11 protein-coding genes are annotated in these 13180 nt (G+C 67.4%); 4 read left to right on the top strand and 7 right to left on the bottom strand.

Annotated elements, in window-relative coordinates; translation table 11 throughout:
• Positions 1-36: 36 nt before the first annotated feature.
• From ACZ5AC_RS05695 to ACZ5AC_RS05665, 7 genes are read right to left on the bottom strand one after another with little or no spacing between them, the layout of a single operon-like run.
• On the bottom strand, positions 37-1134 hold the full coding sequence (locus ACZ5AC_RS05695) for a S41 family peptidase (RefSeq protein WP_464249988.1): 1098 nt from the start codon (positions 1132-1134) through the stop codon (positions 37-39).
• Complete coding sequence (locus ACZ5AC_RS05690) at positions 1131-1673, bottom strand: hypothetical protein (RefSeq protein WP_464249987.1); 543 nt, start codon at positions 1671-1673, stop codon at positions 1131-1133. The genes ACZ5AC_RS05695 and ACZ5AC_RS05690 overlap by 4 nt, the downstream gene beginning before the upstream one ends.
• A complete protein-coding gene (locus ACZ5AC_RS05685; protein ID WP_464249986.1) occupies positions 1670-2317 on the bottom strand; it encodes a glycine zipper domain-containing protein in 648 nt (215 codons plus the stop codon). Before ACZ5AC_RS05685 ends, ACZ5AC_RS05690 begins: the two co-directional genes overlap by 4 nt.
• A gap of 23 nt (positions 2318-2340) precedes the next feature.
• Positions 2341-4026, bottom strand: coding sequence for a formylglycine-generating enzyme family protein (locus ACZ5AC_RS05680; RefSeq protein WP_464249985.1), 1686 nt, complete (start codon positions 4024-4026; stop codon positions 2341-2343).
• Positions 4016-5845, bottom strand: a complete 1830-nt coding sequence (locus ACZ5AC_RS05675) for an ABC transporter permease (protein ID WP_464249984.1) — start codon at positions 5843-5845, stop codon at positions 4016-4018. Before ACZ5AC_RS05675 ends, ACZ5AC_RS05680 begins: the two co-directional genes overlap by 11 nt.
• The gene (locus ACZ5AC_RS05670; RefSeq protein ID WP_464249983.1) at positions 5842-6600 is read right to left on the bottom strand and encodes an ABC transporter ATP-binding protein; all 759 of its coding nucleotides are present in this window, start codon (positions 6598-6600) and stop codon (positions 5842-5844) included. Before ACZ5AC_RS05670 ends, ACZ5AC_RS05675 begins: the two co-directional genes overlap by 4 nt.
• An 8-nt stretch (positions 6601-6608) precedes the next feature.
• Entirely contained in the window at positions 6609-8714 is a 2106-nt protein-coding gene (locus ACZ5AC_RS05665; RefSeq protein WP_464249982.1) for a vWA domain-containing protein, read from the bottom strand.
• 392 nt (positions 8715-9106) lie between these two features.
• Between ACZ5AC_RS05665 and ACZ5AC_RS05660 the strand changes: the two genes are divergently transcribed.
• From ACZ5AC_RS05660 to ACZ5AC_RS05645, 4 genes are all read left to right on the top strand, one after another.
• Positions 9107-10063, top strand: coding sequence for a hypothetical protein (locus tag ACZ5AC_RS05660; RefSeq protein WP_464249981.1), 957 nt, complete (start codon positions 9107-9109; stop codon positions 10061-10063).
• Positions 10064-10423: 360 nt separating this feature from the next.
• Positions 10424-11908, top strand: coding sequence for a PAS domain-containing protein (locus ACZ5AC_RS05655; RefSeq protein WP_464249980.1), 1485 nt, complete (start codon positions 10424-10426; stop codon positions 11906-11908).
• A gap of 234 nt (positions 11909-12142) precedes the next feature.
• The gene (locus ACZ5AC_RS05650) at positions 12143-12589 is read left to right on the top strand and encodes a FecR family protein (protein WP_464249979.1); all 447 of its coding nucleotides are present in this window, start codon (positions 12143-12145) and stop codon (positions 12587-12589) included.
• On the top strand, positions 12586-13179 hold the full coding sequence (locus tag ACZ5AC_RS05645) for an OmpA family protein (protein ID WP_464249978.1): 594 nt from the start codon (positions 12586-12588) through the stop codon (positions 13177-13179). The genes ACZ5AC_RS05650 and ACZ5AC_RS05645 overlap by 4 nt, the downstream gene beginning before the upstream one ends.
• Position 13180 lies beyond the last annotated feature (1 nt).

The following is a 13180-nucleotide window of genomic DNA, read 5'->3' as shown; positions in this document are numbered from 1 at the left end:
CATCGCCCCGGCCAGCCCGGAACGGGCCCGCCGCGTCTACGGAGACAATGCTCGCGCCCGTTCCACCAGCCGCTGCAGCATGTCCAGTTCGTCGTCGCCCACGGCCAGATCCGGGGTGAGGCCCGTGCCGGTGCAGGTATCGCCGCTGGGGAACAGCACCTCCCTGTTCGTGTAGCGCAGCACGGAGCCGTCCGAAAGCCGGGCGTCCGTCTGGGACGAACATTTTCCGTAGGTGGTCTGCCCCACGAGCCTGGCCCGCTCGTGCTGACGCAGGATGCCGGCGAAGATTTCCGCGGAACTGGCCGTTTCCGGCCCGATCAGCAGCGTGAGGGGCATGGAGTACTTGTCCCCGCCCGGCGCGCGTATCTCAAGGGCATACCCGTCCCGTCCCCTGATGGTGCCCAGGAGCGTCCCGGCCGGAAGGAAAAGCCCGGCCAGATCGAAGGCTTCGTAGAGATCGCCGCCGGGCGCGTCGCGCAGGTCGATGATCAGCGGGGCCGACGGGTCCGAGGCTGTTGTACGGGCCAGAAAATCCAGCGTGGCCCGCATGGCCGGACGGGTCAGCCCGCCGGCGAAATCCCGGACGCGCACCACGCGTTGGTTGCCCGGCGGGACCAGCTCCACGTCCAGCGGCGAGAAGGCCTCCCGGCGGACCGTGAAGGACTTCTCCCCCCCGCCCGGCAGCGCCACGCGCAACCGTACCGTGGACCCGGCCTCGCCCCTGAGCCCGGAGGCGATGGTCTCCGCGTCCTGACCCCGAACCGATGCGCCGTCGATTTCCAGCAGGCGGACGCGGTCCGGAACTCCGGCCCGCTCCGCCCCGCCGCCCCTGTACACGTGGAGCACCGGGCCCCCTGCGCGCATGGCCAGACCGGCGCCGATGCCGATCCAGGAATCCGCTGCACCCAGGGGGGTGCGGTACTCGCCGCCCGAAATGATGCGGGCATACGGGTCGATGTCCCGCAACCGGCCCTGCAGATCGTCCTCGGACAGCCCGGCCAGGGTCGCCTCGTCGGGCGGGTCCAGCAGGTGACGCCGCAGGATGTCCCGGATGGCCTCCAGAGGCGCGGCGTGCAGACACTGCGCAGACGCCAGCACGACCACAAAGACGGCCAGCGCCGGAGCAATCCTCACTGGGCCAGCTCCATCTGCATCTTCATGAGCAGGTCGTACTCCTTGCGCAGGGCATCGCGCTGCTTTTCGAGCTGCTGGCGCTTCAGGTCGACCTCGGCGTCGCCGAGGCCGCTGCCTTCAAGGGCGTCGAGGGACGACTCCTGCTTCTGCATGCCCGTCTTGAGGCCGTCCAGGCGCTTCTGCAGCTCGGCCACGCGCTTCTGGTCCGCGCCCTGCTGCGAGGACAGCGTCCTGGTCTTCTTCTCCAGGGCCGCGATGTCGGCCTGCATGGCGTCCACCTTGGCCTGGTCCTGGCCGACCCGGGCCTGGGCCGCGCTCTTCTGCGTCTCCAGCTGGCCCTTTTCGGCGTCAAGCTGGGCCTGGGTGGCCCTGAGCTGCTCAAGCCTGGCCTCACGCTCCTTGACCCGGTTGTCGTAGCTCCCGCCGCCCAGACCGGCCACGCCGCCGAAAAAGCCGCCCGAACGAGGGTCGTGCTGGCCTCCGCAGCCCCAGAGCAGACCGGCCGCCACAAGGGAAAGAAGAACTGTGCGCGCCCTCATACGGACAGCCTCTGATCGATCTTGGCCAGCTGGGTACTGCCGTCGCGGAGCGTGTCCAGATTCTTCTGCAGCGCGGCGACTTCCTTCTCCAGACGGACGATGTACTGGTCGTCGGCAGGCCGAGTCTTCTTCTCATCCTCAAGAATGGCCGTCTGCACCTCGAGCTCCTTGGCCAGCGTGTCTTCGAGCTTCTTGCTGTCGTCGATCTTCTTCTGCAGGCTGTCGCTCTTTGCGGCCAGGGCCTTCTTGTCGACCTGGCCCTTGTCGTACTTGGCGCGCAGGGCCGTGGACTCCGTCTCCAGCTGGGCGACGTCTTTGGAGAGCTGCGCGTTGTAGGCGATGGCGGTCTTGTTGTACTCCTGCGTGTTGGCGATCTCGGCGTCGAGAAAGTCCTCGGTGCTTGCGTAGGCCTGCTTGCGCTTGGCGATTTCGTTGCCCACGAGGAAGCCCGCACCGGCGCCTACCGCCGCTCCGATGGCCGCCCCCTTTTCCCCGCCCACGGCATAGCCGAGCAGTCCGCCCAGAACGGCCCCGACTCCAGCGCCTTCGGCCTTGGTCCGCGTCTGGTCGGACATGGTCGCGCAGCCGGGCAGCAGAGCGCAGACCAAAAGCGCAACGACAAGCACATTCACGATCTTCTTCATACAGCCTCCTGAAATAGTTGGTTTCATGAATCTGAAAATTCGGCAAAGCCCTTGCGGAAATCCTCCAGCCAGAGTTCGGAGTCGGCCCGGCGCTGCTCCGCGAAGCTTTGGACATGCCCCTTGAGGAGCTTCATGACCAGGCGCTCGCGCTTGGTCATCTCTTTGGCTTCGAGCTCCGTGAAGGCGAAATCGATGTAGCCCTTCTCGTAGTCGCCCAGCGTCCCGATCTTGCCCTTGTAGCCGTCCAGCTGTTCCCGCAGCGCTGTTTCCAGCTCGCCCATGGACTTCTCCACGGCCGCGACCTGCTCCTGGTAGCGCGTCGAGGTCTCAGCAAGCTCCTTGGCCAGCTTCAGGGTTTCCGTCAGCCGCGTGAGCCGCGACAGGTAGACCGACAGGTTGACCCCGTTGCGGGCCGCGTCCTGGGCCAGGCTGCGCGCGCTCTCGCGCTGGGCCAGCTCCAGGCGCTCCCTGGCCTTGTCCAGGGTGGACTGCACCGCGCCCAGAGACTCCTTCAGGGCCGGGTTGTCCTTGATGAGGCGCTCGATGATGGGGTCGGCCGCGCCGATCTGGACCGAGGCCTGGCTGACCAGGTTGTCCAGGGTGCGGCCCACGGGCATGGTCTTGCGCAGGTCGGCCTTGTAGGCCTCGTATTCCTTCTCGATGGCGCCGCGCTGGGCCGTGCCGACGACGACGTTGGCCCCGATGGCCAGCCGCGCGCCGGTGTTGAAGGACTTGCGCTCCTCCACCCGCTTGGCGTCGGCGTTCCAGCCGTACACGTCGAGCTCGGCCCGCAGGGAACTGCGCAGGTCCGCGGCCGGCGTGGACACGCTGCCGCCGCGCACGGCCACGCCTCCGGGCTTGCCCTGCCAGACCTCGGGCCGGAACAGCCCCGAGGTCATCTCCTGGGCGTTGCCGAACAGGTCGTGGAAGCCGTGGGCGTCGGGCTGGCGCAGGCCCACGGGACGCAGCTGGTGCTTGGCGTTGCCCAGGTGCCAGGCAAACTCGTCGGCCTTGGCGGCCGCGAAGGGCAGCCTGTCGTCGAAGGTGCCGGCCTGCATGGCTTCAAGGCCGCCGCGCGCGCAGTACTCCCACTCGTCCTCCGTGGGCAGGCGCACGAAGCCCGGCACCGTCTCGACCTTGGGCATGTTGGCCACGCGCTCGGGGTGGGCCGGGTCGAAGAGCCACAGGTTGTAGCGGCGGATGAACTCCACCACGTCGCCGTGCCCCACGTAGGCCAGGGGTTTCATCAGGGCGTCGCGCTGGGCGCGGCCCTGCAGGGTCGGCAGCTTCTGGTCCTCGGGGTCGGCGCTGGCCGCCAGCAGCGCGTCCATGCCCATGACCGCCGCGAACTGCCCGCGGGTCAGCTCGTACTTGGCCAGCACGATCTCCCAGGCCTCGGACTTCCCCGCCGGGAAGGAACCGCTGATCTGGGTCCGTTGCAGGCCCTCGAAGATGCCGCCCGAGGCGTCGCCGATCTGGATGATGCGGCTCTGGTCGCCCCAGAAGCCCTTGCCCGGGACCTGCACCCGCCGGAAAACCATCTCCGCGTCGCCCGGCATGGGCAGGACCAGGTCCCCTTCGGCGGGCTTGGGGTTGTACGGCGTCGGGGCGGGCCCTTCGGACGCCGCAGGCATCGCCGCGGCCAGGGTCGCCGTCAGGAAAAGAAACATCGCGGCCAGCCGCCGCCTCCACAAACCGTCACTGTTCACGAATGACCTCCGCAGGATCGATGCACGTTGCCCGCCAGGCGGCCACCAGGGAGGCCAGGGACGCCAGGGCGAGGGTTGAGAGACAGAACAGGGGGACGTAGGCGCCCGGCAGGGTGCAGAAGGCCTCCCCCGGGGCGAGGTCCATGGCGAAGGCGCGGTCGATGGCCCCGGCCAGCACGGCGTAGCCGCCGAAGCCGGCCGCAAGCCCCAGGACCGAGATGATGAGGCCCTGCGCCATGGGGAAAAAGAAGACGTGCCGCCGCGCGAAGCCCAGGAGCCGGAGCACCCCCAGGTCACGGCGGCGTCGCTCCACGGCCGCGTAGAGGCTGGCCACCAGCACCCCCGTGCCGCCGAAGAGGCCTAGGGTGGCGATGAGCCAGAAGAGGCGCGAGAGCCCGTGGTCCAGGACGCGGATGCGCTCGATGGCCTCGACCTCGGCCGCGACCTCAACGCCCTGCTCCTTCAGCCTGCGGTACAGGCCGGGCACGTCGTCGATGCTTGCGGCGTAGAGGCGGAAGCCCCGGTACCCGCCGCGGGCCATGCGGAAGGACGCCGCCTGCCGGTCGAAGGCCACGGCGCGCTGGGCGGCCGTGCGCAGCACGCCCATGAGCTCCGCCGGCACCACGGGCCGGTCCAGGTCGATGGAACCGGCCACGCGCAGGAAAAAGGAAACCTCGGCCTGGCCCGGGGCGCGCACGTCGACGGTGGCCCCCGGGGCGAGGCCGTCGGCGGCCGGCCACAGGCATCCCACCAGGGCCCCGCCCTCGGGCAGGCGGCCGCCGAACCCCGGCCAGGGCGTCGGCTCCAGGCCCAGCAGGGCCGCCTGGGACGCGTCCAGGGACAGGCCCACTGGGCGCAGCTCGCGGGCGCCGGCGCGCAGGACCATGTCCCGCACGTACGGCAGCAGCACGCGCGAATGGCCGCGCAGCTTCTGGTCCACGGCCCGCAGGCTGGAGGCGGTCACGGGCGCGCCGGGCGCGGGCAGGTCGTAGCAGGCGAAGCCCTCGGGCGGCGCGAGGCCGGTCAGTTCGCGCACGCGGCCGGCCCCGATCTCGGCGATGCGGCCGAAACCCGTGTTGATGACCAGCCCCGAACGGACGATGGGCTGCAGCGGCGCGGGCAGCAGGAGCACGGCGCCGTCGTAGCTCGGGTAGGGTTGCGGGGTCTCGCCGGCCCAGCCCCGGGCCGGGGCCGCGTAGCCCTCCTTGTAGGCCTCCACGTCCAGCACGAAGGGCAGGGGCGCGTAGACCCGCGGCAGGGAGCCGGCCCGCTGGTCCAGCACGGCGGCCACGCGCAGCCTCGCCTCCACGGCCTCGCCCCGTCCGCCGCGGGACCGGGTCACGCGGGCCGCGATCTCGCCACCTGCCGCGACACCGGCCCGCCGCGCGGCCTCGGCCGTCAGCACGACCTCGCCCTCGCCGGGCACGGCCCCGCCGTTCTCCAGCAGCAGCGGGTCGCCGGGGGCCGTGGGGATGAGGTCGAAGAGCGCGGAGCCGTCGGGCAGCGCCACGGAAATGACCGAGGACAGCGGCAGGATGGTCGGGGTCAGGAAGCTTGTCCCGGGCCAGGAGGCCACGTCGTCGAACCAGGCGGGCGCGAACTCCCGGGTCTGGGTGGGCCGGATCTCGCGGAAGACCGGGTCCTCCACCAGGCGTTCGCGCAGGGTCTGGATGGTGCCGTGCTTGAGGCCCAGCAGGACCAGCAGCGGCGAGATGACGGCCGCCAGGGCCGTGACCAGGCACAGGGTCAGCACCCATTCGTGGCGCAGGTGGGCCGCCGCCAGGAAGGGGATGCGCCGCAGGGGGCCGGCGGGCGTCACGGGGCGCCTCCCGGGCAGGGCCGGCAGACGGAGCGGGTCATGTGCGGGGAGACGTGTTCGAGATCAAAGGAGTAGGCGGCGTCGGCCCTGCCCAGGACCAGGTCCGTGTCGTGGGTGACCACGACCACGGCCACGGACTCCTCGCGGGCCAGGCGGTGCATGTCGTCCATGATGGCCCGCGCCCTGCCCTTGTCCACGGCCGCCGTGGGCTCGTCGGCCAGGACCAGGCGCGGCCGGTGGATCAGGGCGCGCAGGATGGCCGCGCGCTGGCGCTGGCCGATGGACAGGGAGGACGGCATGCGGTCCAGGCACCCGGCCAGGCCCATCCCCTCGGCCAGGGCTTCGAGGCGCCCGTCGGGGACGCTCCCGCCGCCCAGCTCCGCGGGAAGGAGGATGTTGCGGCGCACGCTGAGAAAGGGCAGGAGCCCCCCGGTCTGCAGAACGTAGCCGAAATGCTCCCGCCGCAGGGCGGCCAGGGCGTCCTCGTCGCCCCGGGCCCACAGGGCCGCTGCGTCGGCCGGAAGGCCCGCAGGCCCGGCCGCGATCTCGAAGCGATCCACGCCGGTGGGCTCCATGACCAGGGCCACGATGTCCAGGAGCGTGCTCTTGCCGCAGCCGCTCTCGCCGATGACGGCCACCATGCGCCCCGGCCCGACCTCGAAGGACGGCACGCGCAGCTCGAAGACGCTCCCGCCCTGGCTGCGCGTCTTGACCAGTCCCTCCAGGCGGACCATGGGCGCCGTGGTGGCACTCACTGGCAACCCTACGGCAGGTAGTCGAGGTGCAGCGGGTACACCATGTCCTGGTCGGGGTCGGCTTCGTTGACGCGGAACCAGGCGTCGACCTGCTCGTTGATGGTCCGGTACTGGTCGAGCTTGGCCAGGATGCTCCACTCCAGCTGCGAGCGCTGCTCGGCCGTCATGCTGGCGAACATGTCGTCCGTCAGGGCCAGGATGTCGCTCTTGTAGGGCAGGCTCTGGATGAAGGCCGGCAACAGTCCCGTGTCGGCCAGGCGCACCGCCCCGCCGAGGTCCTCGGGCCGCTTCATGGCCTGTCCGGCCACGCCCTGCAGGGCCTCGAAGAACTGGCCCTGGGTGACTTCGGCGCGCATGACGGCCTGCACCACCTGGTCCAGGGTCTGGGACAGGGACGAGAGCTGCTCGCGCGTGACCAGTACGCGCACGTCGAGGGCCTTGTCGGCCGGGTTGATGAGGTCGCGGTCCAGGGTCCAGGCCACGATGTCCTTGGGCGGGTTGGCGTCCTTGCCGACGTACTCGATGAGGGCGGCCTCCCAGAGCTTGTCGAACTCGGCCAGGGGCGCCGCGGCGTTCTGCGCCGGCCCGCCCATGGTCTGGCTCAGCAGGGTGTTGATGCGGCCCGTAAGGTGCTCGGCCAGGGCGCGGTACTCGTTCTCGTCGAAGGCGTTGACCTCCCTGATGGCCGAACTGGACTCGTCGCCGCGCACCCGCGCCAGGTGGCTGAACTGGGCCAGGGCGCGCGGGTGGTCCTCCTTGGCCCGGGGGTCCTGCAGATGGATGGCGAAGAGGTGGACCTGGGCGTCGTCGTACTCGCGGCGCAGGTCCGTCTCGTCCTTGCCCGTGGTGTTCTGCTTGTGCCCCTTGGGGTGGGAGCTGGCGTCGCCCAGCAGGATGACGAAGCGCAGAGCCCCTTCGCGCCATTTGGAGTGCAGGGCCGCGTCCACGCCGGCGAAGGCCTCCTCGGCGTAGTCCACGCTGCCCACGGCCGTGGCGCCTCCGTCCTTCTCCAGCAGCCCGACCAGCTGGTCGGCGCTGACGAGCTCGGGCGTCAGGTTGCGGGTCACGTACTCCAGCTGCGGGGCGACCTCCAGGGAGTCGCGGTAGACCACCAGGCCGAAACGGAAGCGGTCGGCCGTCTCGGCGCTGAACTGCTTACTCATCTGCGACACGGCCTCGCGGGTCATGTCGATGAAGGGCTGCATGCTGCGGCTGGTGTCGATGACGAAGACGATGTCGGTCTTGACGTCGCGCATGACCGCGCCGCCGGCGTCTCGGCCCACCTGGGCCTGCTCCAGGTAGTCGGCGTTGCCGACCGTGTCGGCCCCGCGGGCGCCGGGCACGGCCGCAGCCACCTGCAGGAGGCGCACGTCGTCGCCGCCGATCTGGGTCTGGGACCACTGCAGGATGGGCAGGACGTAGAACTGCTTGGTGATGTCGACGAAGCGCTTGGGCTCCATGCTGACCACGCTCTCGGGAATGTTGCCGGCGCCGACGCCCTCGTACAGGGCCTTGGCCTTGCCGGCCATGTCCATGTCGTCGACGATGGCCTCCAGGGAGGTGCGGTCGCGGAACATGAGCACGGGGCTGCGGCCTTCGAGCTCGTTGCCGGGATGGGTGTAGGAGACGAGCAGGGCCTGCCGCCATTCGAGCGCGTCCTTGGCCTGCATCCAGCCGTCGGGCGTCGTGCGCGTGCGCCCTACCTGGTACCAGCCCTGGGGCTCCGCGGGCCGGGAGAGGTCCAGGTCCTTGCGGTCGAAGACAAAGAGGGGCTTGAAGGCCGGGACGTTGGCCGTGACCACCGCCCCCTGGTCCGCGGCCGCCTCGCGGTAGATGTTGGAGAAGGGCCGGGGCAGGACGCGCAGGGGCTGCTGCGTGGCCGCTTCCGTGCAGGGCGCGCCGGGCTGGCAGACGATGCCGTCGTCGACGGGCTGCCCCCCGGCCGGGGCGTGTCCCGCCGTCCCTTCCAGGGCCGAGAGCCCTTCGGGGGCGGCATGCCCCTGGGTTCCTTCGAGATCGGCCAATTCGGCGCGGCTCAGGCCACCGAAGACCGTCAACCCCAGAAGAACGCTCATGCAGAGCATCGTGCGCACAGAAGCTAGGGAACGGAACATGCCTCCTCCTGACTTGTGTTGAGGTAATACGTACGGTGAGAATGAAGTTTTATGATTGATACAACTAATTGAAGCTCAAGGCAAACTTTGAATGCCGACCGCCGCAAGACCTCCATCCCCGCACCGGCCATGCGGCCGTCCGCGACCGCATGTGCGACCCGCCGCCACGCGTCCGCCCCATGAACGAGCCCCTCATGAACAGGGCCAGCTACGCTTCGGCGCGACCCTAGAGGTGGCCTGATATCAGTACGTACCGTCCCGTCACATGCCGCGTTGAGAAACTTGCCACCCCGGGTCCGGCTGCCGTACGATGCAGACGTTTCCGATACGCACGCGCTGCATCCGCCTTACGCGTTGTCGCGCAGAATCAATTTTTCGGGAGGTCCCGTTTCATGCACATCGACACAGCCGGCACCGATCCGAAGCTTCCGCCGCTCCCGGTGGTCATGCGTCCCGTGGGCAGGTTCGTGCTGCCCGTGCCCGCGGGCATGGAACCGTCGGCGGCGTGGTTCAAGGTCAACGGGATAGCCGTCGACGAGCTGCCGTGGAGCACCGGGCCGGGTCATGGGCGCGCCATGAACGCGCTCAGGAAATCCATCGGAACCGAAGCGGGAGCGGCGCGCGAAATCACGGGCCTGGCCGTGCGCGAGAAATGGGACGAAACGGACGTCACCGATCTCTGCGGGTTTCCGGCCCTGCTCCGCTGCTGCAACGGCAGCAGGGCCGACCACAACCTTGAAGTGTACATCGGCCTGCCGGACGTCATCCTGCGCCTGACGGAGAACCGCCCCTTCGACACGTGCGGGCCGTGCCTGACCATCAACGGGCCGATCCTGAACCTGTTCAGGCGGTATCGCCACGGCAACGGGCATGTATCGACGGACGCCTTTTTTTTATCGAGCGGCAGGATCGAGGGCCTCAAAATCTGGAGCGAGCAGGCCGGCATAAGCCTCGAACGGCCGCCATCGGGATCGCGGCAGAGAATCCGTCTGCGGTTTGCCACACATCTCTTCGCGCAGCCCTGCGACCCTCCACGGATTACCGAGGTCGTCAAATCGGTGACCAGCAAGTACCGGATCGAGTTGAAGATTTTGCGTTCCGGCGAGAGGGTCCTGGCCGGATTGAAAGGTCTGGAGGAGGTCTACATCCTTCAACCCAAGGACAAGGACTGCTCCGACGTGCCCAGGCTGACCGCCTGCTGGGAGTATGAAGGCGCGGGAGGCGACCCGCACAAACCGCACGTGGAACTCAAGCTGTCCTGCCGGGTCGAGGCGCAGGAAGACGCCCTGCGCATGTGGGATGCCGTGATCACGAACTTCCGCTCGGTGCGTGAGCGCTGCGCCGGATAACCGCCGGCCAGGCCTTCGGGCTCAGAGACCTCGATAAACTCAGTGATGCACATTTGCGGCTTTTCACGCTTGCAAAAACGTATGCGCGAGGCTAGATGTCAAATCTGATTTCTCCCGCCAAGAGTTCTTGGCGTATCAATCATGTCTTTATCTGCTGCATTTATATGAAAAAACTCACGATTCACCAGAACACGGCCGCAACCATTTCAGAAAATTACGATTTCTGTCCGCCGACAGAAACGTGACGACGCTCGCCAATACAACGGACAGTACACGGCATGGCGTTCCACGGAACGCCTTTTTTATTTTCAGCGCGCGCTGAAAAGCATTATTCTGCTTATAATTCAGGGTGAAACAATGATGACGAACCAACCATACGAAAATGATATCGTTCAGGAAGACGCAATAGATCTCCTGGAAATATTCCAGCGCCTCAAGGAAGGGGTTGCAGTCCTGCGCAACGGCCGCTTCGCGTTCGCCAATCCCGCCTTCGTGGACATCACCGGCTGCCGGCCGGACGCCCTGATGGGCATAGAACTGCCGGAGCCGTTTCCCGGCCCGGAACAGGCCGCCATCCTGCGGGACCACGAGGATGTGCTGCGAAGCGGCAATAATTCCCGGCCGCGCGAATTCTGGATCGAGACGCCCGCGGGCCGGGCGCGCATCGAAATGACCATGGCGCCGCTGGGTTCAGGCAAGGCCGCGGAAGTGCTGCTGACGGTCGTCGACGTCACGCCCAAGCGCAGGCGCATGGACGAGATCAGGGAACTGAGCGACAGGCTGGAGAGCATCCTGCATTCCATGCACGACGTGGTTGTCTCCCTCTCGGCCGAGGACGGCCGGATCCTGTCCATCAACCCCGCGGCCGAACTCCTCTACGGCGTGCCGCTGCGGAACCTGGCGGGCGCGGCCGAAAGCGACATCGTCGCCCTGGCCCACCCCGGGGACAGCGAACGGGTCTGGGACTTCTACCGCTCCGTCAGGGAAAAGGAATTCGACGAACTGGAGTACAGGATCGTCCGCAGCGACGGCAAGGTCCGTTGGGTGCGAGACGAGGGGTATGTCGTGTCGTGCAGGTCGCGGGACCGGCAGCGCATCGACCACATGATCCGCGACATTACCGAGGAAAGGCGGGCCATCCTGGAACTGCACAGAAGCGAACAGCGCTACAAGGACTTCTTCCACAAGACAAAGGACATGGCGTTCAGCGTTTCCCCGTCCGGGCTCTTCCTGGACATCAACGACGCGGGCATCGGGCTGCTCGGCCTGTCCTGTCGAAAGGCGGCACTGAGCAGCAGCGTGTACGATTTCGTGGAGCGGCCTGCGGCCCTGGACGAGATGCTGCGCGAACTCAACGAAAAGGGGCACGTCTCCAACAGATCCGTGACCCTCAAACCGGCCTCCGGAGCGCACATCGAGGTCGACATCACCGCGCGGGCCAAAAGAAGCGAGTCCGGCGAGGTGCTCTATTACGAGGGGATCGCCTCGAACATCACCCAGGCCCTGGAGGACCAGCGAAACCGGGTGCTGCGGAACACGGCCGCGAGCATGTGCCACTACCTGAACTCGCACCTCATGCACATCTCGGTCGCCCTGGACGGCATGAAGGAGGAACTCTCGGAAATGGACGAGCGCTTCATGACGTCCGCACGGACGGAGGAAAAGGATGAAGTCTGGACCAGCGGCCGGGAGGCCTTGAACGGCTATGTCCGGGACGTTAACCTTGCGTACAGGAAAATCAGCGAACTCACGCGGGCCTTCAATTCCGCGTTTCTCACGTACCGGGAGGAATCATATCTGGACAAGACGATCCTCGACATCTTCGGCGCCTGCCGCCCGGACTGAAGCCGGGCCGGAACCATCGCAGTTCAAGTAGGGACAGGCTTCCCCTGATCCCAAGGAAATCAAAAATCCGATGAAATCGCCGTGCTCCATCTTACAACATATTGGTGACAAAAACTCTCGACCATGAATATATACGCGTATGCTTGGGAAGGGTCAGCCTCGATCTTGTATGTACTCATTTTTTGTCGTACAGAATATGTCGGACACGAATCATCCATTCACAAGGTGCGTTTCATGAGAACGATACTCCTTTTCATCTTGACCCTCCTGCTTGGTGTCGCCGCGGCCCAGGCGGGGCAGTCTACGGTCGGGGTCATCAAGTCCCTCGAAGGCAAGGCGGCCATCCTGCGGGACGGCCTTCAGATCGAGGCCAAGATCGGCGACACGCTCCACGTCGGCGACAGCGTGACCACGGATTCGACCGGCAGCGCCGGCATCATGCTCGAAGACGACACGCTGATCTCGCTGGGCCCCGCCAGCAGCCTGGACCTCGACGATTTCGCCTTTGAGCCCCAAAACGGGTTGTTCGCCGTAGCCATCAAGCTCATCAAGGGCTCCTTCGCCTACATGTCCGGAATCATCGGACGCCTGGCCCCGGAAAAAATCCGCATCGAAACCCCGGACGCCGTCATCGCCGTCCACGGCACCCGCTTTCTGGTCAGTGTGGAGGAAGCTCGATGAAGAAGGCGCTGCTTATCCTCTTCTGTCTTGCCCTGACGGGCTGCGCGGCCAAGGGCACCACCGTCGTCCTCATCGAGGACCCGGACGGGACCGTGGGACAGGTCACGGTCAGAAACCATGCCGGCGCGCAGACCCTCGACGCGGTCCGGCAGAGCACCACCGCGGCGGCCCCGTCAAAGGCCCCTGAGCCTGTGCGCGTGGCGGACCAGGACGAAATCGACACCACGTACGGCCGGGCGCTCAGGGCCCTGCCCGAGCCCGTCGAGACCTTCATCCTCTATTTCAGGACAGGCACCTCGGACCTGACTCCGGAGTCCCGGCCGGTGCCCGCTCGGATCCTCGCGTCCATAGCCCGCCGCGGCTCGACGGACGTCCGCGTGTACGGCCATTCGGACCGCGTCGGCACGTCCGAGACCAACCAGCGGCTGTCCATGGAACGCGCCGAGGCCATGTCCGCCATCCTCGTGGACATGGGCGTCGCCAAGGACATCATCCGGACGTCCTACCACGGCGAGGGCAACCCCCTCGTGCCGACAGAGGACGAAGTGCCGGAACCGCGCAACCGCCGGGTCGAAGTCCTGGTCCGCTGAA

The sequence above is a fragment of the Desulfomicrobium aestuarii genome (genome assembly GCF_055385525.1).
Note: the sequence above shows the minus strand (reverse complement) of the source record. Positions and strands in the feature narration are given on the sequence as shown.